Source organism: Streptomyces sp. NPDC102279 (assembly GCF_044766365.1).
In the GTDB taxonomy this organism is placed as follows: domain Bacteria; phylum Actinomycetota; class Actinomycetes; order Streptomycetales; family Streptomycetaceae; genus Streptomyces.
In genome coordinates, this window is record NZ_JBIWLU010000013.1 from 235,639 (window position 1) to 257,231 (window position 21,593).

A 21,593-nucleotide genomic window follows, 5' to 3' on the forward strand; every position below is an offset into this window, starting at 1 on the left:
CGGCCTCTTCGAGGTCGCTCGGTCCCCCGGACGGGGGAACGAAGGCAGGGCCGATCGGTCACTGCGCACGCTAGGGAGTCGCGGTCGGGAGGCCGGACAGCACGCGGCCCCAGGCCGCCCATTCTCACTCGAACGGGCGGCACCGGGGCCGGTGTTGATCAGCCGTACGGAAGCGCCGACGGCCCCGGCGCGTCGGCGCGGGGCCGGCGCGGCGGGGCCGTCGGGTGGTGGATCAGAGCTTGGTCCACGCCTCCGTCAGCACCTGACGGATGATCCCCTCGATCTCGTCGAAGGTCGACTGGTCGGAGATCAGCGGCGGCGACAGCTGGATGACCGGGTCACCGCGGTCGTCGGCGCGGCAGTAGAGGCCGTACTCGAAGAGCTTCTTGGAGACGAAGCCGTAGAGCACGCGCTCCGACTCCTCGTCCGTGAAGGTCTCCTTGGTGGCCTTGTCCTTCACGAGCTCGATGCCGTAGAAGAAGCCGTTGCCGCGGACGTCGCCGACGATCGGCAGGTCGTGCAGCTTCTGCAGGGTCTGCAGGAAGTTCGCCTCGTTGTCCAGGACGTGCTGGTTGAGGTTCTCGCGCTCGAAGATGTCGAGGTTGGTCAGCGCCACGGCCGCGGAGACCGGGTGACCGCCGAAGGTGTAGCCGTGCAGGAAGGTGTTGTCACCCTTGTAGAACGGCTCGGCGATGCGGTCCGAGACGATGGTGGCGCCGATCGGGGAGTAGCCCGAGGTCATGCCCTTGGCGCAGGTGATGATGTCCGGGATGTAGCCGAACTTGTCACAGGCGAACATCGTGCCGAGGCGGCCGAAGGCGCAGATGACCTCGTCCGAGACGAGCAGTACGCCGTACTGGTCGCAGATCTCGCGGACGCGCTGGAAGTAGCCGGGGGGCGGCGGGAAGCAGCCGCCGGCGTTCTGCACCGGCTCCAGGAAGACCGCGGCGACGGTCTCGGGGCCCTCGAAGAGGATCTCCTGCTCGATCTGGTCGGCGGCCCAGCGGCCGAAGGCCTCGGGGTCGTCGCCGTGGATCGGGGCACGGTAGATGTTGGTGTTCGGCACCTTGTGCGCGCCCGGGACGAGCGGCTCGAAGGGGGCCTTCAGGGCCGGCAGGCCGGTGATGGACAGGGCGCCCTGCGGGGTGCCGTGGTAGGCGACCGCGCGCGAGATGACCTTGTACTTCGTGTGGTTGCCCGTGAGCTTGTGGTACTGCTTCGCCAGCTTCCACGCGGTCTCGACGGCCTCGCCGCCACCCGTGGAGAAGAATACCTTGTTCAGGTCGCCCGGCGCGTAGTGCGCGAGGCGCTCGGCCAGCTCGACGGCCTTCGGGTGGGCGTAGGACCAGATCGGGAAGAAGGCCAGTTCCTGCGCCTGCTTGAACGCCGTCTCCGCGAGTTCGACGCGGCCGTGGCCCGCCTGGACCACGAACAGGCCCGCGAGACCGTCGAGGTAGCGCTTGCCCTTGTCGTCGTAGATGTAGGTGCCCTCACCCTTGACGATGGTGGGAACGGGCGCGTTCTCGTACGAGGACATGCGGGTGAAGTGCATCCACAGGTGGTCGTACGCGGTCTTGCTGAGGTCCTTGGTGCTCACGGTTATCGAGTTCCCCACATGTAGGTCTGCTTCTTGAGCTTCAGGTAGACGAAGCTCTCGGTGGAGCGCACGCCGGGAAGGGCCCGGATGCGTTTGTTGATGACGTCCAGCAGGTGGTCGTCGTCCTCGCACACGATCTCGGCGAGGATGTCGAACGAGCCCGCGGTCATCACCACGTACTCGACTTCCGACATGGCAGTCAGTGCTTCGGCCACCGGATCGAGGTCGCCCTCCACGTTGACGCCCACCATCGCCTGCCGGCGGAAGCCCACGGTGAGTGGGTCCGTGACGGCGACGATCTGCATCACGCCCTGGTCGAGCAGCTTCTGGACGCGCTGGCGCACGGCCGCCTCGGACAGGCCGACGGCCTTGCCGATCGCGGCGTACGGGCGTCGTCCGTCCTGCTGCAACTGCTCGATGATGGCGAGGGAGACGGCATCCAGCTGAGGGCTGCCGTTCCTGGACTCGCGGGAGTCCCTGGGTTCCGCACTTCGACTGACCACGACCTCACTCTGCACGACGTCTCGATAGTTGCGCAAGGTTCGGGCGATGAAATTCGTTGTTTACGGGTACGTGACGTGCGGATTTCGCAGTTCTGGCGCGATCAGGGGTGTCGAAAACGTCGAGCGACGGATTAGGGTGGGGACTCAGGTATCTCAGGTACTGGACACCTGGGTCGTTGGACATCCGACAGGAGGGCCGGGCAGTGAGCACCGAGCTGCGTCGTCTGCGCAATTACATCGACGGAGAGTTCCGCGATGCCGCCGATGGAGGGACCACGGAGGTGGTCAACCCCGTGACCGGCGAGGCGTACGCGACCGCGCCGCTCTCCCGCGAGGCGGACGTCGACGCCGCGATGGCGGCCGCCGCCGCGGCCTTCCCGGCCTGGCGCGACCAGACCCCCGCCGAGCGCCAGAAGGCCCTCCTGAAGATCGCGGACGCGTTCGAGGAGCGGGCCGAGGAGCTCATCGCCGCCGAGGTGGAGAACACCGGCAAGCCGATCGGTCTGACCCGGTCCGAGGAAATCCCGCCGATGGTGGACCAGATCCGCTTCTTCGCGGGGGCCGCCCGCATGCTCGAGGGCCGCTCGGCCGGCGAGTACATGGAGGGTCTGACCTCGATCGTGCGCCGCGAGCCGATCGGCGTCTGCGCCCAGGTCGCCCCGTGGAACTACCCGATGATGATGGCCGTGTGGAAGTTCGCCCCGGCCCTCGCCGCGGGCAACACGGTCGTCCTGAAGCCCTCGGACACCACCCCCGCCTCCACCGTGCTGATCGCCGACATCATCGGCGGCATCGTCCCCAAGGGTGTCTTCAACGTCGTCTGCGGCGACCGCGACACCGGCCGCGCGATGGTCGAGCACCCCACCCCGGCGATGGCGTCCATCACCGGCTCCGTCCGCGCGGGCATGTCGGTCGCCGAGTCGGCGTCCAAGGACCTCAAGCGCGTCCACCTGGAGCTGGGCGGCAAGGCCCCGGTCGTCGTCTTCGAGGACACCGACATCGCCAAGGCCGTCGAGGACATCTCCGTGGCCGGCTTCTTCAACGCCGGCCAGGACTGCACCGCCGCCACCCGCGTCCTCGTCCAGGAGTCCATCCACGACGAGTTCGTGGCCGCGCTCGCGAAGGCCGCCGCCGAGACCAAGACGGGCCGGCCGGACGACGAGGACGTGCTCTACGGGCCGCTGAACAACCCGAACCAGCTCAAGCAGGTCTCCGGGTTCATCGAGCGCCTGCCCGCGCACGCCAAGGTCGAGGCCGGCGGCAAGCAGGTCGGCGACAAGGGCTACTTCTACGCCGCGACCGTCGTCTCCGGTCTCAAGCAGGACGACGAGATCATCCAGAACGAGGTCTTCGGCCCGGTCATCACCGTGCAGTCCTTCACGGACGAGGCCCAGGCCGTCGAGTGGGCCAACGGCGTCGACTTCGCCCTCGCCTCCTCGGTGTGGACCAAGGACCACAGCCGGGCGATGCGCCTGTCGAAGAACCTCGACTTCGGTTGTGTGTGGATCAACACGCACATCCCGCTGGTCGCCGAGATGCCGCACGGCGGCTTCAAGAAGTCCGGCTACGGCAAGGACCTCTCCGGGTACGGCTTCGAGGACTACACGCGCATCAAGCACGTGATGACGTCGCTGGACGCGTAAGACACCCCGGCAGTCACGCGGCCCCGGAGGGATGGATCCCTCCGGGGCCGCGCCGTGTCGTCGGTGAGGGCGTCCGCCCGGGCAGGCCGTCCGGGCCTTTGGCGAAAGTGATCGACAGGGTGTCGGGTCGTGGGACCACCGCTCGACGCAGCGTCCATTGTTCCCGCCGGACGCGGGCGGCATGCTGCGGGCGTGCCAGTGATTCGGAACACCTCGTCCCCGTCCCGCCGGTCCCTGCTGCGCGCCCTGGGCGGAGGCGCCGCACTCGGCGCCCTGACCGGCTGCGGGGTGCCCGCCGCGTACGTGAGCCCCGGGGAGCGCGCGGGAACCGACACGTCCGCCGCGGACAAGCGACTGACCTGGGCGAACTGGCCGCTGTACATCGACACCGATGACAAGAACCCCACGAAGCGCCCCACGCTGGAGGCGTTCGAGAAGCGCACCGGGATCTCCGTCGACTACATCGAGGAGATCAACGACAACGACGAGTTCTTCGGCAAGATCAGCCCGTCGCTGATGAACCACCAGCGGACCGGCCGCGACCTCATCGTCATCAGCGACTGGATGTGCGCGCGCTTCGTCCGGCTCGGCTGGGTGCAGGAGATGGACCGGGCCGAGCAGCCCAACGTCGCCAAGTACCTGGACCCACTGCTGCGTTCGCCCGCCTTCGACCCCGGCCGCAAGTCGTCCGTGCCCTGGCAGTCGGGCATCACCGGCATCGCGTACAACCGCCGCAGGGTCGGCCGCGAGATCCAGCACGTCTCCGACCTGTGGGCCCCCGACCTGAAGGGCCGGGTCACCCTCCTCTCGGGTCTGGACGAGGCGTTCGCGCTGCTCATGCAGGGCAACGGCGTCGACATCACGAAGTGGAAGGCCGACGACTTCCACCGGATGTGCGACCAGGTCGAGAAGCACGTGCGCAGCGGCCAGATCCGCCGCTTCACCGGCAACGACTACATCAAGGACCTCGCCAGTGGTGACGTCCTGGCCTGCCAGGCGTACTCGGGCGACGTGATCCAGCTCCAGGCCGACGACCCCGACATCCGCTTCGTCGTCCCCGAGGAGGGCGCCGAGCTGTGGGCCGAGTCGCTGATGATCCCCAACCTGGCCCGCCACAAGGCCAACGCGGAGAAGCTCATCGACTTCTACTACCAGCCGGAGGTCGCCGCCGAGCTGGCCGCGTGGGTCAACTACGTCTGTCCCGTGCCGGCCGCCCAGGACGTCCTCGCCTCCTCCAAGGACAAGGGCACCGCCGCCCTCGCCGAGGACCCGCTGATCTTCCCCGACGCCACCATGCGCAAGCGCCTCGCCATCGCCCGCGACATCACCTCCACGGAACGCACGGAGTTCGCCAAGCGCTGGAACGCGATCGCGGGACTGTGACGCGGGGGCCGACCGGTGTCGGCCGGCCTCCCCCGCCCCTCCCTCGCCCCAGGGCGCCGAGACTCAGGTCCGGCGCCCTTCTTCATGCTCCAGGACCGGCCCGACCCGGACGGCTGGATATCGTGTTCGTTGAAGGTTCGGGCAGAGAAATTAAGCTCTGTTCATTGTGATCTTAAGAATCTTAAGATACAAAGAACGGGTGAGTGTGCGATCGAGGGTGAGGGGCCGAGCGTGGACTGGCAGGAGCTGACGGATCTGACGCGCGGGCAGCCGTTCGTGGTCGAGCGGGTCCGTCTCACGGACAGTGGCATCGCGGTCGAGGGGGAGTTCGAGCCCCCGCAGCTGGCCCAACTCGGCATCGACGACCAGGTGTTCGTCGCCGCGTTCGTGCGGGCGCACGGCTCGATCAAGGAGATGGAGCGGATCTTCGGAGTGAGCTACCCGACCGTCAAGTCCCGGCTGAAACGCATCTCCGAGCAGCTCGACTTCGTCGACACCGACCCGGCTCCCATCGGCGCCGCCGACGTCGTCGACCGCCTGCGACGGGGCGAGATCAGCGCCCAGGAGGCACTGTCCGAACTGGAGGGGGACTGATGGTCCCGCAGCTGGTGACGGTGGGCTACCGGCGTTCCGACGGCCGCCGGCTGCGGCTGTGCATACCTGTGGTGCCGGTCCTGCTGGTGCTGTCACCGCTGCTGCTGCTCGCGCTGGTGGCCGGACTCGTCGCGTGCCGCGTCACGCGGGTGAGCACGGTCGGAGCCCTGCGAGGGGTCGGGCAGTTGCTGTGGGCGCTGCCCGGCACCCGGTTCGAGATCGAGGAGGGCCGGGCGGCCTTCCTGGTCAGCGTCAGATGAGTCAGCGGAGAGGGAGTACACCCGTGAATGAGCAGCGCCGTCAGGTCCTGGGGATGCTGGCCGAGGGCAAGGTCACCGCGGACGAGGCCGAGCGGCTGATCGCGGCCCTGGAGCGGGAGGTCCCCACGGCTCCGCAGGGAGCCGGGTCCCGGCCGAAGGCGCGGCCCAAGTACCTGCGCGTGGTGGTGAATTCGGCCGAGACCCCTGAAGGGGAGGGTCCCAGCCGGGTCAACATCCGTGTCCCCCTGCAACTGCTGCGCGCCGGGGTCCGGCTCGCGAGCCTCGTCCCGCCGCAGGCGCTCACCAGGATCAACGCCGAGCTGGACAAGGCGGGGGTGCCGATCGACCTCGCCGAACTCAAGCCGCAGTACATCGAGGAGTTCATCGACCAACTGGACGACGTCGTCGTCGACGTCGAAGACCCCGACTCCACCGTGCGGGTGTTCTGCGAGTAGCGCCGCCCGCCGTCGCCCTCTCGGTTCCCGGGTGGGGGCGTCGGGCGAGGTCGGCCCCGCATAGCGTTCACCGTCAATCGTTGCAACGCACTGTGCGTGAGCGTGTTGCGTTATCTCTGAATCCATTGCAACGACTTCGCTGCTTCCACCTGCGCTTATGGCACTTACGTGCAATGAAGGCGTTGTCGAATTCGTGAAGGCAACGTAGCGTTTCTCTCATCGGAAAGCGCGGGCGCCGTCGGGGCGCGCGATGCAGGAGAAGGAGAGCACGATGCAGAAGTTCGACACCCCCGCCCCCGTCTCGGCCGTCATCGACATTCCCGCGGGCCGGATCCAGGTCATCGCCGCCGACCGTGCGGACGCCACGGTCGAGGTCCTGCCGGCGAACGCCTCCAAGAGCCGTGACGTGAAGGCGGCGGAGCAGGTCACGGTCCTCTACGGCGACGGCGTCCTGCGCATCGAGGCCGCACCGGCCAAGAACCGCATCCTCGGCACTGGTTCGGGCTCCGTCGAGATCACGATCCAGCTCCCCGTCGACTCCCGCGTCGAGGCCAAGGCCGCCGCGGCGGAGTTCCGGGGAGTGGGCCGCCTCGGCGACGTCACCTTCGAGGGCGGCTACCGCTCGGTCAAGATCGACGAGGCCGCGAGTGCCCGCCTCGCCGGCCACGACGCGAACATCACGGTCGGCCGCCTGAACGGCCCCGCGGAGATCAGTACCCAGCGGGGTGACCTCAACATCACCGAGGCCGTCCGCGGTGCCGTCACGCTCAGCACGCAGCAGGGCGACATCACCGTCGGCGCCTCCCGCGGCGTCTCCGCCTCCCTGGACGCCGGCACCAGCTACGGCCGGATCAGCAACACCCTGAAGAACACCGACGGCACCCCTGGCCTGACCATCCGCGCCACCACCACCCAGGGCGACATCACCGCCCGCAGCATCTGACCTCGCGACAGCACTGCCGAAGGAGCAACTCCATGACCAGCTTGGCCATCGCGGCGCACGGGTTGCGCAAGTCCTACGGTGACAAGGTCGTGCTCGACGGCGTCGACCTGAGGGTCCCCGAGGGCACCGTCTTCTCCCTCCTCGGTCCGAACGGTGCCGGCAAGACGACGGCCGTGAAGATCCTCTCGACACTCATCACCCCGGACGCGGGTTCCGGGCAGATCCAGGTCGGCGGCCACGACCTGGCCACGCAGGCGCAGGCGGCCCGCGCGGTGATCGGTGTGACGGGTCAGTTCTCGGCGGTGGACGGTCTGATCACGGGGGAGGAGAACATGCTGCTGATGGCGGACCTGCATCATCTGTCGAAGGCGGAGGGCCGGCGCACGGCGGCCGAACTCCTGGAGCGCTTCGACCTGGTGGAGGCGGCGAAGAAGCCGGCGTCGACCTACTCGGGCGGTATGAAGCGGCGCCTGGACATCGCGATGACGCTGGTCGGCGCTCCGCGGATCATCTTCCTCGACGAGCCGACCACCGGTCTCGACCCGCGTTCCCGGCACAACATGTGGCAGATCATCCGGGAGCTGGTCACCGGCGGCACCACGGTCTTCCTCACCACGCAGTACCTGGAGGAGGCCGACGAACTCGCCGACCGCATCGCCGTCCTCAACGACGGAAAGATCGCCGCCGAAGGCACCGCCGAGGAGCTGAAACGGCTCATCCCCGGCGGACACATCCGCCTGCGCTTCACCGACCCAGCCGCCTACCAGGCCGCCGCCGACGCACTCGGCGAGGCCACCCGCGACGACGAAGCCCTCGCCCTCCAACTCCCCAGCGACGGCAGCCAACGAGAACTGCGTTCCATCCTCGACTGGCTCGACGCGGCCGGTGTCGAGGCGGACGAACTGACCGTCCACACGCCCGACCTGGACGACGTCTTCTTCGCCCTCACCGGCGACACCACCGCGCCGCACCAGTCGGCTCGGCCCGCCAAGACCGCCCAGCCCGCCCCGTCCAAGGAGACCGTTCGATGAGTTCTCTCTCCCTCGCCGTGCGTGACTCGTCGACGATGCTGCGCCGGAACCTGCTGCACGCCCGGCGATACCCCTCGATGACCCTGAACCTGCTGCTCACGCCCGTGATGCTGTTGCTGCTGTTCGTCTACATCTTCGGCGACACCATGAGTGGCGGCGCCGGCCGCTCCGCCTACATCGCCTACATCGTCCCCGGCATCCTGCTCATGACGATCGGCTCCACCGTCGTCGGCACCGCCGTGTCGGTCTCCATGGACATGAACGAGGGGATCATCGCCCGCTTCCGCACGATGGCGATCCACCGCGGCTCGGTCCTCTTCGGCCACGTCGTCGGAAGCGTCCTGCAGGCGATCATCAGCGTGGTGCTCGTCGGTGCCGTCGGTGTCGCGATGGGCTTCCGCTCCACGGACGCAGGCGTCCTGGAGTGGCTCGCGGCCTTCGGCCTGCTCGCCTTCTTCGCCCTGGCGTTCACCTGGATCGCGGTCGGCATGGGTATGGGCGCCCCCAACCCGGAGGCGGCCAGCAACAACGCCTTGCCGCTGATCCTGCTGCCCCTCATCTCCAGCGCCTTCGTCCCGCTGCACTCCATGCCCGGCTGGTTCCAGCCGATCGCCGAGTACCAGCCCTTCACCCCCGCCATCGAGACCCTGCGCGGACTGCTCCTGGGCACGGAGATCGGCAACAACTGGTGGATCGCCCTCGCCTGGTGCGTGGCGCTGAGCGTCCTCGGCTACCGCTGGTCCCGGGCGCAGTTCGACCGCGACCCCAAGTAGCCGACAGGATCAGCTGGTTGGACCCGAGCACACACGACAGACCCCCCGGACGTCGTCCGGGGGGTCCGCCGTACGAGGGCCGCCGGCCGGCCACCGGGTCGTCAGGAGAGCTTGTACGTGCCGACCTGGTGGATGCCGTTGTCGGTGCTCAGGTAACGGCCGTCGAGGTTCTCGGCGATGCGGTCCATTCCGTAGTCGTCGGAGTTGAGCGACATCACCTCGGTGACGCCGTCGCCGTCGAGGTCGGCGGCCAGGTAGTTGCGGCCGCCGGTGGCGACGGTGCTGCCGACGCTGGACGCGGGGGAACTGGTGGAGCTGAAGATGGACGGGTCCCCGGCGTCGAGGCCGCCTTCGGCACCGCCGGTCAGGAGCTTGCGCCATCGGGACCGACTGGTTGAAGGAGTACCGCAGGGCGTCGGAACCGGCCTGGTTCTCGATGCCGACGGTGGCACCGGCACCCCGGTCGGCGAGCGACTTGTACTGGAGGGTCACGGCGCCGGTGGCCTCGTCCAAGACGACCTCGAAGGTGGCGCGCCCGGAGGTACCCGTGGCGTAGGCGGCGTCGTTCCACACGACGGCGAACCTGCGGCTGCCCCTGGTGCCGGTGGTGGCCGTGCCCCGCCGGCACTCCTCGCGACTTTGCCCGCTCTTTACAACCTGCTCCCGCGCTGCCTCGTCTCTCCGCTCGATCCACAACGCAGCCCGCCGTTCCCACGGGCGGGCGGACCGACGAAAGAGAGCGACTCATGCGAACCGTCTTCAGTGCCACGGCACTTGCGTGCACCGCCGTGCTGGTGGGCGCGGTGCCCGCGTTCGCCGACGACCCGTCCCCCGTTCCCTCGACCCGGCCCACCGTCACCTCCGCGCCCGCTCCGGCAAGCTCCTCGCCGGGCCGGACGCCCTCCGCGGTGCCGAGCGCCGAGCCCACACGGGCGCCTGCCGCGCGCCAGGTGTCCGTCCGGCCGAGCGGAGCGGCCGACACCGGGGTGACGGCGGCGGGACCGGGGTCGTCCGGAGGGCAGGGCGGGCTGATCGGCGGCAGTGCGGCCGCGCTGTTCGCCGTCGGGGGCGCGACGTTCCTCGTCGTACGCCGCCGCCGGGCCACCGGGGTATGACGGCCCTCTCCAGGCGCGCGTTCGGCACCGCGGCGCTGGCCACGCTGCTCGCGGGCTGTGGCGGCTCCCCGGACGGCCGGGACCCGGCCGAGGCGAACGCCACCGGCCGGAGCACGGCCGAACGGCCGGACGGCGCAACGCCGTCCGCGTCCGAAGCCGCCAAACCCGCCCGGGCGCTTGGGCGTTCGGTCCCGGTGGCGCTGCGGATCCCCGCCATCGGCGTCGACACCCCGGTCATGCGGCTGGGGCTGGCCTCCGACGGCAGTGTGCAGGTGCCACCGGTCGTGGCGCACGACCGGGCCGGCTGGTACCGGCACTCGCCGACACCGGGACAGACCGGCCCCTCGGTGATCCTCGGCCATGTCACGGTCGGCGCGTACGGAGACGGCGTCTTCCGCCACCTCGCGCGGCTGCGCCGGGACGACCGGATCGAGGTGCGCCTGGAGAACGGCGGGTCGGCGGTGTTCGCCGTCGCCTCCGTACGGACCGTGGCCAAGGCGGAGTTCCCGTCCGACGCGGTCTACGGAGACGTGGACCGCCCGGAGCTGCGGCTCATCACGTGCGGCGGCCCCCGCACCGGTGACGGCTACGCCGACAACGTGATCGTGTTCGCGGCACTCAGCTCCGCGAGCCCCTGACACACGAGCGGACACTCCTCGGTCCCCGCCGGGTGCCGGGCGGCCGTCCGTTCGTCGCACGACCGCGGCACAACCGCGGCACAACCGCAGGGTCCCCCGGGGGCCCGAGGCGGGATCCTGGGCCGATGGACCGTACGGTACGTCCGCGGCCCGGGATCCCGTCCCTCGTATTCCGTCACGACCATGGAGAGTGTTGAAAGGGTCCCGCGAGAAGGCAGCGTCCGAGCTGTTCGCCGCCCTCTACCCGCGCCTCGCCGGCTGGTGCCGCCGCCTCGTCGACGACGACGGCACGGCCCACGAGATCGCCTCCGAGGCGTTCACCCGGCTCTGGGCGCGCTGGACGACCGTGGCCGAACCCCGGGGCTTCCTCTACGTCACCGCGGCCAACCTCGTCCGGGACCACTGGCGCAAGCTGGAGCGCGAGCGCCGGGCCCTGCGCCGGGCGACCACCGAGGCGGCCCTCGGCCCGCCCAACGAGCAGAGCGACCCCTCGGTCCGGCTGATCGTGCAGTCGCTGCCAGAACGGCTGCGCGTCCCGATCCTGCTGCACTACTACGCTGACATGCCGATCCGGGAGGTGTCCGTGCTGACCGGGCGCAAGGAAGGGACCGTCAAGGCCGATCTCCACGCGGCCCGCGAACTGCTCCGCGCGCACCTGAGGAGAAGCCTTGATCACACACTCTGACGACGTCCCGGAATTCGAGCCCGACGACCCGCTCGCCGTCATCCTGCGACCGCCCTCCGACCTCCTCGGACCCCCGGCCGGCCGGTACGAGGCCATCCGCCGGGGTGCGGCGCGCCGCCGGCTGCTGCGGGCGTCGCTCGGAGCGGGGCTCGCGTGCGCGGTCGCCGTGCTCGTCGCGCTGCCGCTCCGGGCGGCGCAGTCCGAGGGTCCCGCCTCGCCGACGGTCCCGCTGGCACCGCCGCCCGCGAGCAGTCCGTCGACCGTGCCCGACCCGTCGCCCTCGCAGCGGCGCGAGAGCCCCCGGCCCCGTGCGAGCGACCCCGCCGCGCGGGCCTCGGCGACCTCGGCCCCGAGCACCGTGCCCACTCCTCGCGGTCCGGCCCGTTCGTCCGTCCCCACCCGGACGCCGTACGCGACCCCGACCTCCGTCTCCGTCGAGCCCTCGGCGGTGCGGACCGGCGTCGGCCCGACGCCCTCAAGCGCGGTGCGGCGGTAGACGGAAGAGGTTCCGGAGGTGGCGTGAGCCGGCTGGGGGAGCCGACAGCCCGGTCGCGGGAGGGATCCGGGACCAGGCCATAAAGCGACCCTTGAACACCCATAAGACAGCCTTATGAGGTCATAGCCCGGACCCGCCTACTGACTTAGGCTTGCCTTAGTTTAGGCTTCCCGTCGAGCCCCCTGCCTCTGCCCGAAGGGAACCTGATCATGCCTCGCCCTCTGCGGGTAGCCATTGTCGGAGCCGGCCCCGCCGGAATCTACGCCGCCGACGCGCTCCTGAAGTCCGCAGTGGCCGCCGAGCCCGGTGTGTCCATCGACCTGTTCGAGCGGATGCCGGCCCCGTTCGGTCTCATCCGCTACGGCGTCGCGCCGGACCACCCCCGGATCAAGGGCATCATCACGGCCCTGCACCAGGTGCTCGACAAGCCGCAGATCCGCCTCTTCGGCAACGTCGACTACCCGCGGGACATCAACCTCGACGATCTGCGCGCCTTCTACGACGCGGTGATCTTCTCGACGGGCGCCACGGCCGACCGGGCCCTCGACATCCCGGGCGTCGACCTCGACGGCTCGTACGGCGCGGCCGACTTCGTCTCCTGGTACGACGGCCACCCCGATGTTCCGCGCACCTGGCCGCTGGAGGCGGAGAAGGTCGCCGTCCTCGGTGTCGGCAACGTCGCGCTGGACGTGGCCCGCATCCTCGCCAAGACGGCCGAGGAACTGCTGCCCACCGAGATCCCGCCGAACGTGCACGAGGGGCTCAAGGCCAACAAGGCCCTGGAGGTCCACGTGTTCGGCCGCCGCGGTCCGGCGCAGGCGAAGTTCAGCCCGCTGGAACTGCGCGAGCTGGACCACTCGCCGAACATCGAGGTCATCGTCGACCCCGAGGACATCGACTACGACGAGGGCTCGATCGCCACCCGGCGCGGCAACAAGCAGGCCGACATGGTCGCCAAGACCCTGGAGAACTGGGCCATCCGCGACACCGGCGACCGCCCGCACAAGCTGTTCCTGCACTTCTTCGAGTCGCCGTCCGAGATCCTCGGCGAGAACGGCGAGGTCGTCGGCCTGCGTACCGAGCGCACCGCCCTCGACGGCACCGGAAACGTCAAGGGCACCGGCGCCTTCAAGGACTGGGACGTCAGCGCGGTCTACCGAGCCGTCGGGTACCTCTCCGACAGCCTGCCCAAGCTGCCCTGGGACGTCGACTCGGGCACGGTCCCGGATGCGGCCGGCCGCGTGGTCGAGGAGAGCGGCGAGCACCTCCGTTCCACCTATGTCACCGGCTGGATCCGGCGCGGCCCGATCGGTCTGATCGGTCACACCAAGGGCGACGCCAACGAGACCGTCGCGAGCCTTCTCGACGACCACGCGAACGGCCGTCTGTCCGAGCCCACTTCACCCGAGCCGGCGGCCGTCGACGCGTTCCTCGGCGAGCGCGACGTCCGTTTCACCACGTGGGACGGCTGGTACCGGCTGGACGCGGCGGAGAAGGCCCTGGGTGAGCCCGAGGGCCGCGAGCGCGTGAAGCTCGTCGAGCGCGAGGACATGCTGAAGGCGAGCGGCACCTGAGCCGTACGGACCCGGGCAGGGCAGTTTTGAACACGTTCAACTCGGAGTTAGGCTCCGGGCATGAGCGACAGAGCCGCCCTGCTCAAGGGCATCCGTGCGTGGCTTGTCTTCTTCGTCGTCAGCCTGGTGCTCAGCGGTGCCACGGCCTTCCCCCTGGTGCACGAACTGCACTGGACCGAGGACCTGTTGCGGTCCCTGTCCGTGCCGGAGCACCTGCCCGCCCTGATGGACTGGATGGAGCGGGTCCGCCGCGGCCTCGACACCGCCGACGCCGACTACCCGTTCCTGCTCTACGGAACGGACTGGCTGGCCTTCGCGCACCTGGTGATCGCGGTCGCGTTCTACGGCCCGTACCGCGATCCGGTCCGCAACATCTGGGTCGTCGAGTTCGGGATGATCGCCTGCGCGGGCATCGTGCCCCTCGCCCTGATCTGCGGACCGGTCCGCGGAATCCCCTTCTGGTGGACGCTCGTCGACCTGTCGTTCGCGGTCTTCGGCGTCATCCCCCTCCACGTGGTCCGGAAGAAGATCAAGCGCTTGGAGGCCCTCACCCCCGACCGGGGGAGTGCGCCGGTCCCGGCTGCCTGAGCGCCGCCGTCACGATCCGTTCGGCGGCCGGTACCCCGAGGGGGACCGGCCGCCGGGTGCCTGAAGGAGACCGGCCGCCGGGTGAGGGGAGGAGTAGCCGCTCCCGCCGCGCGGTCAGCCGTCGCGGAGGGCGACCAGGGTGTCGATGCGGTTGGTCGTGACCGAGTCGACGCCCGCCGCGAAGAGCCGGCGCATGGTGCGACGGGTGTCCGGGGTCCACACCGACACCAGCAGACCGTCCCGGTGGACCCGGGCCACGAGGTCCCGGTCCGCCAGCCCGAACCGGTAGTTGAGCCAGCGCGGACGCACCGCGTCGAGCAGCGCCGGGCGAGGCGGCGCCAGCGTCGTCCAGGTCAGAGCGATCTCGGCGGTCGGGTCGACGACCCGGACCGCGAGCATCGCCGGGGCACCCGCGCAGTAGTACACCCGCTCCTGCGCCCCGCACGCGCGCACCACGTCCACGACCTCACGCACGGCCTTCTCGTCCACCGGACCCGGCAGATCGACCATGATCCGGTTGTCACCGGTCGCCCCGAGGGCCTCCGCCAGCGTCGGCACCCCGCCGCCGGTCAGGCCCTTCACCTCGTCGGAGGAGAGCGACCGCAGCGGACGGTCGTGCCCCCACAGCCGGTTGAGCGTCTCGTCGTGCAGCAGCACGGGCAGGCGGTCACGCGTCAGCCGTACGTCGATCTCGACGGCGTCCGCGCCCTGGCGGAGCGCGGAACGCAGCGAGTCGATCGTGTTCTCACGGGCGCGATAGGGGTCGCCGCGGTGGGCGACTGCGGTCACGGTGCGCATGCGCCCATTGTGCTGGGTCAGAGTGCCAGCCATGTCGCGGCATACGTGTCGATCTCGGCCGCGAGCTTCGCCTTGCCGGCCTCGTCGAGGAACGACGCCTCCACCGCGTTGCGGGCCAGCGAGGCGACGCCCGCCTCGTCCAGGTCCAGCAACCGGGCGGCGACGGCGTACTCGTTGTTGAGGTCGGTGCCGAACATCGGCGGGTCGTCGGAGTTGACGGTGACCGTCACCCCGGCCGCCACGAACTCCCTGATGGGGTGCTCGTCGAGGGTGCGGACCGCACGCGTGGCGATGTTCGAGGTCGGGCAGACCTCCAGGGCGATCCCGTGCTCGGCGAGGTGGGCGAGCAGCTTGGGGTCCCGCGCGGAACTCGTGCCGTGGCCGATGCGTTCGGCGCCCAGGAAGTTCAGCGCGTCCCAGACCGTCTCGGGTCCGGTCGTCTCACCGGCGTGCGGCGCCGACCGCAGCCCCGCCGCGATCGCCCGGTCGAAGTACGGCTTGAACTGCGGCCGCGGTACGCCGACCTCGGGGCCGCCGAGCCCGAAGGACACGAGCCCCTCCGGCCGCAGCCGGTCGTCGGTCGCGAGCCGCACGGTCTCCTCGGCGGCCTCCAGACCGGCCTCGCCCGGGATGTCGAAGCACCAGCGCAGGACGACACCCAGCTCCGCCTCGGCGGCCCGGCGCGCGTCCTCGATCGCCTCCATGAAGGCGAGTTCGTCGATCCCGCGCCGGGTGGACGACCACGGCGTGATGGTCAGCTCGGCGTACCGCACCTGCTGACGCGCCATGTCCCGGGCCACCTCGTACGTCAGCAGCCGGACGTCCTCCGGTGTGCGGATCAGGTCGACGACGGACAGGTACACCTGGATGAAGTGGGCGAAGTCCGTGAACGTGAAGTAGTCGGCCAGCGCCTCGGGGTCGGTCGGGACCATCGAGTCGGGGTGCCGGGCGGCGAGCGTGGACACGATGCGCGGGGAGGCGGATCCGACGTGGTGGACGTGCAGTTCGGCCTTGGGCAGCCCGGCGATGAAGGAGTGCAGGTCACGGACGTCGTCGCGTGCGGTGATGTGCTCGGTCAAGGGGTTCCTCCCCGGAACGGCGTCTCCGGACGGTGCTCGGCGGGACGCGGGTGATCGGCTGATCGATGACTCGGGATCATCGTAGGCGGCGGCCCCGGGGCGACGGGCCCGGGCCGTGCGGGGCGGCCGTCGTCCCGTGGAGATCCACGGGACACGCCCGGGCCGTAGCATGACGGCACGCAGAAGAGAGGGGACTTCGCGCATGGCCGAGGACGCGAGGACGCCGGAAACTCCACGTGACACCGACGCGTGGACACCGACGGCGCAGGGGAACGGATGGACCGCGCCGGCGGACCGGGAGAACGCCGCGCGGGCCGATGACGGCGCGCGGTGGGTGGACGGCGCGGCGGGCGACGGCCCGCAGTACGCCGTGACCGGTGAGCCCGGGGAGGGCCGGGAACAGGGTCCGCCCCCGGCGGACCGTACCCCTGCCGACGGACCGGGGTCCTCCGTGCCCGCCCAGGGCAACGGGCCGTTCGCCGCCCCCGGCCGCAATGCCGCCTCCGCGTCCGGTGGACCGGGACAGAATCCCGCCCCCGGTCAGGCCCCCGCCCCGCAGGTCTCCCTCGGCAAGCCCGGTGCCGATGCCGACCGGCGGCAGGAGCCCAATCCCTGGGCGCCGCCCGAGGAGACCGACGCGTCCGCCCGGAGGGTGCCGGGCGGCGGAAGCGTCACGCCTTCCCCCGCGTACGGACTGCCGACGATCACGTCGCTCCCCGGCACCGGCGTCCCGCCCGGGTCCGCGGCTCCCGGCGGCCCCGCCTGGGACAACCCCTTCGCCCCTCCGGCGGCCCACACTCCGTACCCGCAGCCCGGTCCGGGCGAGCCCGTGCCTCCGCCGCCGATAGCCCCCGGCGGGCCGGGGCATCTCCCGTACGGCTACGGCTATCCGCAGTACCCCGGGGCCGGTCCGTCCGCGTACGGGGGCGTCCCGGCGTACGGCTGGCCCGCGCCGCAGCCCGCTCCGAGCAACGGCATGGGCACCGCCTCCCTCGTTCTCGGCATCATCGCCGCCGCCCTGTTCTGCGCGTGGCCACTCGCGATCGTGCTCGGCATCCTCGCCGTGGTCTTCGGCGTGATCGGCCGGGGCAGGGTTCGCAAGGGCGAGGCGACGAACCCGGGGCAGGCGCTGGCCGGGATCATCTGCGGATCGGTCGGCATCGTGCTCGGCGCCGCGTTGATCGTCGTCATCGTCGCCCTCCCGGACGACACCGGCAGCGACGACTCGGACGGGTACGACGGGTTCTCCACGTCCCTCGTCACACAGCAGAGGTAGGCGAGCTACCGAGAGGGCGGTCTCCCGTCCGTCCGGTGCCGCGCGGTCCGCACACCACCGGATCGATGAGCCGGCTCACCTCCGGCCGCGCACGTACGGGCCGGGTGGGCCGGGCCGCCGTGTCAGATGCTCGTCCGGTGCTCGTCCTCGGACGGGGGCGCCGGAGTCGTCGGGGCCGACTGCGGCTCGCCCTCCGCGGCGGCCGATGTCCCCTTGCCCCCGGGATGGCGCAGCGCGACCAGGTATCCGATGGCGAGCGCGATGGCCATGCCGTAGAAGACCCACTGGTTGGCCTCGGCGAAGTCCATCCGCACGCTCGACATCGCGTCGCGCGCGGCGCTGGCGGCCGGCCCGGTGCCGGTGGGTGTCCGGGCGTCGCCGTTGCCCGTGACCGCCTCGGCGATGTCCTTGGCCACCCCGTTCGCGGTGTCCGAGGACACTCCGCGGGACGTGAGCGTCGACACGACGTTCTCGGTCGTCCGGTGGGTGAGGATCGTCCCGAGGACGGCCAGGCCCACACTCGCCGCGTAGTTGCGCACGGTCTGCGTGATGCCGGTGACCTCGCCGTACGAGGCGCCGATCGACCGGTTGACGGCGTCCGTCGAGGCAGGCGCCAGGATGAAGCCGATACCGGCGCCGGCGAGAGCCACGTAGGGCCACTGGTCGTGCATCGACAGGTCGGTCAGCTTGTTGGCCCACAGGGCGAATCCGACGGCACCGACGATGGTGCCGATCTTCATCGCCGGCCGGGCTCCCTGTTTGTCCAGCATGCGGCCGCCCCACTGGGAGGCGATCGCGAAGCCCGCGAAGAAGTACAGCAGGTACAGCGCGGCCTGGTTGGGGGAGGCGCTCAGCGAGACCTGGGCGTAGACGGAGGCGAAGAAGAAGACCGGGACGAAGGCCAGCATGGCGAAGAACAGCACCAGCGTGTCCACGGTGAACGCCTTGTCGCGGAACACCGCCAGGTTGACCAGGGGATGCCGCCTGCCCCGCTCGTAACGCCAGAACAGGACCAGCACCGCCAGACCGCCCGCGATGCACGCCCAGGTCGCCGCACTGTCCCAGCCCCAGGAGGCGGCCTGCTGGAAGCCGAGCACGCTCAGACCCATGCCGCCCGCGATGAGGACGGCACCGACGCCGTCCAGCGACTCGTCGCGCCGCCGGTCCGGGACGCGCGCCATCATCGTCAGGACGAGGGCCACGACGGCCACGGGCACGTTCACCCAGAAGATCGCCCGCCAGGTCCAGGACGTGAGCCAGCCGCCCAGCAGCGGGCCGATCGCTGTCAGCGCTCCGGACAGTCCGAAGAAGAGCGCCAGCGCCCGGCCGCGCCGCTCCACCGGAAAGACGGCCACCACCACGGCCAGCGCCGCGGGGAACAGGAGCGCCGCGCCCAGCCCCTGCGTCACCCGGAAGATGATCAGCCACGTCTGTGCGAAGTCCCCCTTGGGGACGCAGCCGCAGAGCACGGAGGAGATGACGAAGACGAGGGTCCCGATGATGACGACCCGGCGTGGCCCGAAGAGGTCGGCCAGGCGGCCACCGAGGGCGAAGAACGCCGCCAGCGACAGCAGATAGGCGTTCACCACCCACTGCATGCCCGAGGCGGACAGGTTCAGCTCACTGACGATGTCCGGAGCCGCGATGGAGACGATCGTCTGGTCGATGAACGTCATCGACACCGCGAAGAGCATGGCCGCGAGGGCCAGCGTCTGGTTCGGGGTCCTGGGCGCCGGTTCAGCGGCCGCGCCCCGTGCCGGATGGGTGCCACTCACGTCTGCATTCTCAGCCGGTTCGCGGGGGCCCGCATCCGCACGACGATCACCGGGTCCGGGTCGCACGGGCCCGCCCCGCCCCTACCGCAGCCGCTCCCGCGCCTCCATGAGCGCGAAGCCCAGCAGGTTCCCGCCCCGCCAGCGCCGGGGGTCCGAGGCGCCCTCGTCGGTCGCGGCGAGACCGATGCCCCAGACCCGGTCCAGCGGACTCGCCTCGACGAGCACCCGGTCGCCGGTGCCCAGCAGGAACTCCCGCAGATCCGCGTGCGCCGCGAACTTGTGGACGCTGCCCTCGACCACGATCCCGAACCGCTCGCGCTCCCACACGGCGTCGTCGAAACCGCGAACCAGCCGGCCCGCCTTCTTGGCGAGCGCGGGGTTCGCCGCGTCCAGCGCCTGCCGCTCGGCCTCGGCGTCCCCGAAGAGGCGTGCCTTGGAGGCCATCATCCAGTGCTCCGCCGTGGCGTAGGCGACCCCTCCGGCCACGAAGGGTGACGGCCACCACTGGCTGAGAGAGCTCGATCCGACCTGTCCGTCCGCCCGCGCCCGGTGCCCCCAGAAGTGCAGGTACTTCACGCGCGTCCCCGACTCGACCGTGCTGACCAGTGCTTCCCGCGTGGCGATCTTCCCCATGCACGCCACTGTGGCACGCACCACTGACATTCCGTCCCGCCTTTTCCAAAAGGACTCGACACCTGGTCGAAGGATTCCGTCGCGTAACCAAAAGGCAACAACGGAATCACTTGTTGGAGTCCCTTAGCTCTGTCAGGATCGGCACTCAAATCGAGCTGGAGCTACGCCGACCCCCGTTTCGACGGGGAGGGTGGCGGAGGAGAGCGACATGCACAATCCGGGCCATCGCTTCCAGGCGCAGGACCGCCTCGCCGGCGGAGCGCAGTACATCGCGGGCCGTCTGACCAAGGGCACTTCCGGCCGCACCCACGCGGTCGTCGACCCCGCCACCGGCGAAGAGGTGTACACCTACGAACTGGCGGGCACCGCCGACGTGGACGCGGCCGTCGCCGCCGCCCGCGCGGCCTTCCCCGGCTGGTCGGGCGCCACCCCCGGGGAGCGCTCCGACGCGCTGCACCGCTTCGCCGCCGTGCTCGCCGAGCGGGCCGAGGAGTTCGCCCAGGCCGAGTCCCTGCAGTGCGGGAAGCCCCTCAAACTGACCCGCGAGTTCGACGTGCCAGGCACCATCGACAACACCGCGTTCTTCGCCGGCGCCGCCCGGCATCTCCAGGGCCAGTCGGCCGGCGAGTACTCCGGTGACCACACCTCGTACGTACGCCGCGAGGCCATCGGGGTCGTCGGCTCCATCGCGCCCTGGAACTACCCGCTCCAGATGGCCGCGTGGAAGATCCTCCCGGCGGTCGCCGCGGGCAACACGATCGTCCTGAAGCCCGCCGAGCTGACCCCGCTCACCTCCCTGCTGTTCGCCGAGGCGGCCACGGCTGCGGGTATCCCGGACGGCGTGATCAACATCGTCACCGGCCTCGGCAGGGAGGCGGGCGAGCACCTCGTCGGACACCCCGACGTCGCGATGACCTCCTTCACCGGGTCGACGGCCGTCGGCAAACGCGTCGCGGAGATCGCCACCTCCACCGTCAAGCGCCTCCACCTGGAGCTCGGCGGCAAGGCACCCTTCCTCGTCTTCGACGACGCCGATCTGGAGGCCGCCGTGCAGGGCGCGGTCGCCGGCTCGCTCATCAACACGGGGCAGGACTGCACCGCCGCCACGCGCGCGTACGTGCAACGCCCCCTCTACGACGCGTTCGTGGAGCGGACGGGTGCCCTGATGGCGAGCGTCCGCGTGGGCGACCCCTTCGCGGCCGACACCGACCTCGGCCCGCTGATCTCGCACGCCCAGCGCGACCGCGTCGCCGGCTTCGTCGACCGTGCCCGTGGCTACGCGCGCGTGGTCACCGGAGGTGAGGTTCCCCAGGGAGATCTCAAGTCCGGCGCGTACTATGCGCCCACGCTCGTCGCCGACGCCGGGCAGGACAGCGAGATCGTGCAGGCCGAGATCTTCGGCCCGGTGCTCGTCGTGCTCCCCTTCGACACCGACGACGAGGGCATCGCGCTGGCCAACGACACCCCGTACGGACTCGCGGCCTCCGCCTGGAGCCGCGACGTCTACCGCGCCAACCGCGCGACCCGTGAGATCAAGGCGGGCTGCGTCTGGGTCAACGACCATATTCCGATCATCAGCGAGATGCCGCACGGCGGTTACAAGGCGTCCGGCTTCGGCAAGGACATGTCCGCCTACTCCTTCGAGGAGTACACGCAGGTCAAGCACGTCATGTTCGACAACACCGCGGTCGCCAGGAAGGACTGGCACCGCACGGTCTTCGGGGACCGGCCGTAACCGACCGACCGGCTACGGC

22 protein-coding genes and 1 pseudogene are annotated in these 21,593 nt (G+C 70.5%); 16 read left to right on the forward strand and 7 right to left on the reverse strand.

The annotated features are described in order from the left end of the window. Nucleotides 1-232: 232 nt before the first annotated feature. Complete coding sequence (locus ACIRQH_RS31560; RefSeq protein ID WP_358816286.1) at nt 233-1,615, reverse strand: aspartate aminotransferase family protein; 1,383 nt, start codon at nt 1,613-1,615, stop codon at nt 233-235. After that, complete coding sequence (locus ACIRQH_RS31565; RefSeq protein ID WP_358816287.1) at nt 1,600-2,115, reverse strand: Lrp/AsnC family transcriptional regulator; 516 nt, start codon at nt 2,113-2,115, stop codon at nt 1,600-1,602. Before ACIRQH_RS31565 ends, ACIRQH_RS31560 begins: the two co-directional genes overlap by 16 nt. Before the next feature lie 188 nt (nt 2,116-2,303). Here ACIRQH_RS31565 and ACIRQH_RS31570 point away from each other — a divergent pair, with 188 nt between their 5' ends. The 8 genes from ACIRQH_RS31570 to ACIRQH_RS31605 all read left to right on the forward strand — a co-directional run bounded on the left by ACIRQH_RS31570 (nt 2,304) and on the right by ACIRQH_RS31605 (nt 9,182). Then, nucleotides 2,304-3,743: a gamma-aminobutyraldehyde dehydrogenase gene (locus ACIRQH_RS31570; protein ID WP_358816288.1), complete on the forward strand. Its 1,440-nt coding sequence runs from the start codon at nt 2,304-2,306 to the stop codon at nt 3,741-3,743. A gap of 192 nt (nt 3,744-3,935) precedes the next feature. Then, the gene (locus tag ACIRQH_RS31575) at nt 3,936-5,126 is read left to right on the forward strand and encodes a PotD/PotF family extracellular solute-binding protein (protein WP_404228070.1); all 1,191 of its coding nucleotides are present in this window, start codon (nt 3,936-3,938) and stop codon (nt 5,124-5,126) included. Nucleotides 5,127-5,357: 231 nt separating this feature from the next. Continuing rightward, nucleotides 5,358-5,720, forward strand: a complete 363-nt coding sequence (locus ACIRQH_RS31580; protein WP_404228073.1) for a DUF2089 domain-containing protein — start codon at nt 5,358-5,360, stop codon at nt 5,718-5,720. Then, on the forward strand, nt 5,720-5,980 hold the full coding sequence (locus ACIRQH_RS31585) for a hypothetical protein (protein ID WP_358816291.1): 261 nt from the start codon (nt 5,720-5,722) through the stop codon (nt 5,978-5,980). The genes ACIRQH_RS31580 and ACIRQH_RS31585 overlap by 1 nt, the downstream gene beginning before the upstream one ends. A gap of 23 nt (nt 5,981-6,003) precedes the next feature. Continuing rightward, a complete protein-coding gene (locus tag ACIRQH_RS31590) occupies nt 6,004-6,435 on the forward strand; it encodes an SHOCT-like domain-containing protein (RefSeq protein WP_358816292.1) in 432 nt (143 codons plus the stop codon). Nucleotides 6,436-6,706: 271 nt separating this feature from the next. Further along, nucleotides 6,707-7,378, forward strand: coding sequence for a DUF4097 family beta strand repeat-containing protein (locus ACIRQH_RS31595; protein ID WP_358816293.1), 672 nt, complete (start codon nt 6,707-6,709; stop codon nt 7,376-7,378). A 32-nt stretch (nt 7,379-7,410) separates the two neighbouring features. Then, on the forward strand, nt 7,411-8,409 hold the full coding sequence (locus ACIRQH_RS31600; RefSeq protein WP_388869783.1) for an ATP-binding cassette domain-containing protein: 999 nt from the start codon (nt 7,411-7,413) through the stop codon (nt 8,407-8,409). Further along, nucleotides 8,406-9,182, forward strand: coding sequence for an ABC transporter permease (locus ACIRQH_RS31605; protein WP_388933002.1), 777 nt, complete (start codon nt 8,406-8,408; stop codon nt 9,180-9,182). Before ACIRQH_RS31600 ends, ACIRQH_RS31605 begins: the two co-directional genes overlap by 4 nt. 101 nt (nt 9,183-9,283) lie before the next feature. On the opposite strand, the gene ACIRQH_RS31610 is transcribed toward ACIRQH_RS31605, so the two are convergent. Further along, nucleotides 9,284-9,634, reverse strand: a complete 351-nt coding sequence (locus ACIRQH_RS31610) for a hypothetical protein (RefSeq protein WP_404228078.1) — start codon at nt 9,632-9,634, stop codon at nt 9,284-9,286. 294 nt (nt 9,635-9,928) lie between these two features. Between ACIRQH_RS31610 and ACIRQH_RS31615 the strand changes: the two genes are divergently transcribed. The 6 genes from ACIRQH_RS31615 to ACIRQH_RS31640 all read left to right on the forward strand — a co-directional run bounded on the left by ACIRQH_RS31615 (nt 9,929) and on the right by ACIRQH_RS31640 (nt 14,278). Further along, nucleotides 9,929-10,297 (forward strand): sortase-dependent protein, encoded by a 369-nt coding sequence (locus tag ACIRQH_RS31615; RefSeq protein WP_388869774.1) that lies wholly within the window; start codon nt 9,929-9,931, stop codon nt 10,295-10,297. Beyond that, nucleotides 10,294-10,935, forward strand: coding sequence for a class F sortase (locus ACIRQH_RS31620; protein ID WP_358816298.1), 642 nt, complete (start codon nt 10,294-10,296; stop codon nt 10,933-10,935). The genes ACIRQH_RS31615 and ACIRQH_RS31620 overlap by 4 nt, the downstream gene beginning before the upstream one ends. Before the next feature lie 193 nt (nt 10,936-11,128). Next, a complete protein-coding gene (locus ACIRQH_RS31625; protein ID WP_388869768.1) occupies nt 11,129-11,620 on the forward strand; it encodes an RNA polymerase sigma factor in 492 nt (163 codons plus the stop codon). Then, nucleotides 11,604-12,116, forward strand: a complete 513-nt coding sequence (locus ACIRQH_RS31630; RefSeq protein ID WP_358816300.1) for a hypothetical protein — start codon at nt 11,604-11,606, stop codon at nt 12,114-12,116. Before ACIRQH_RS31625 ends, ACIRQH_RS31630 begins: the two co-directional genes overlap by 17 nt. Before the next feature lie 209 nt (nt 12,117-12,325). Beyond that, nucleotides 12,326-13,690 carry an FAD-dependent oxidoreductase gene (locus tag ACIRQH_RS31635; protein WP_388869765.1) on the forward strand — a complete coding sequence of 455 codons (1,365 nt, stop codon included), beginning with the start codon at nt 12,326-12,328 and terminating at the stop codon, nt 13,688-13,690. A gap of 60 nt (nt 13,691-13,750) precedes the next feature. Then, complete coding sequence (locus tag ACIRQH_RS31640; protein ID WP_388869762.1) at nt 13,751-14,278, forward strand: hypothetical protein; 528 nt, start codon at nt 13,751-13,753, stop codon at nt 14,276-14,278. Nucleotides 14,279-14,392: 114 nt separating this feature from the next. Here ACIRQH_RS31640 and ACIRQH_RS31645 read toward each other — a convergent pair whose 3' ends face one another. Continuing rightward, nucleotides 14,393-15,076 carry a glycerophosphodiester phosphodiesterase gene (locus ACIRQH_RS31645; protein WP_388869760.1) on the reverse strand — a complete coding sequence of 228 codons (684 nt, stop codon included), beginning with the start codon at nt 15,074-15,076 and terminating at the stop codon, nt 14,393-14,395. Between the two features lie 17 nt (nt 15,077-15,093). Beyond that, a pseudogene (locus ACIRQH_RS31650) lies at nt 15,094-16,299 on the reverse strand (adenosine deaminase). A gap of 58 nt (nt 16,300-16,357) precedes the next feature. Here ACIRQH_RS31650 and ACIRQH_RS31655 point away from each other — a divergent pair. Further along, nucleotides 16,358-17,431, forward strand: coding sequence for a DUF4190 domain-containing protein (locus ACIRQH_RS31655; protein WP_388869757.1), 1,074 nt, complete (start codon nt 16,358-16,360; stop codon nt 17,429-17,431). 122 nt (nt 17,432-17,553) lie between these two features. Here ACIRQH_RS31655 and ACIRQH_RS31660 read toward each other — a convergent pair whose 3' ends face one another. Further along, on the reverse strand, nt 17,554-19,125 hold the full coding sequence (locus tag ACIRQH_RS31660) for an MFS transporter (protein WP_388870082.1): 1,572 nt from the start codon (nt 19,123-19,125) through the stop codon (nt 17,554-17,556). A 162-nt stretch (nt 19,126-19,287) separates the two neighbouring features. Continuing rightward, nucleotides 19,288-19,839: an NADAR family protein gene (locus ACIRQH_RS31665; RefSeq protein WP_388869754.1), complete on the reverse strand. Its 552-nt coding sequence runs from the start codon at nt 19,837-19,839 to the stop codon at nt 19,288-19,290. A 208-nt stretch (nt 19,840-20,047) separates the two neighbouring features. Here ACIRQH_RS31665 and ACIRQH_RS31670 point away from each other — a divergent pair, with 208 nt between their 5' ends. Further along, on the forward strand, nt 20,048-21,574 hold the full coding sequence (locus ACIRQH_RS31670) for a gamma-aminobutyraldehyde dehydrogenase (protein ID WP_358816306.1): 1,527 nt from the start codon (nt 20,048-20,050) through the stop codon (nt 21,572-21,574). The last annotated feature ends 19 nt before the right edge of the window (nt 21,575-21,593 follow it).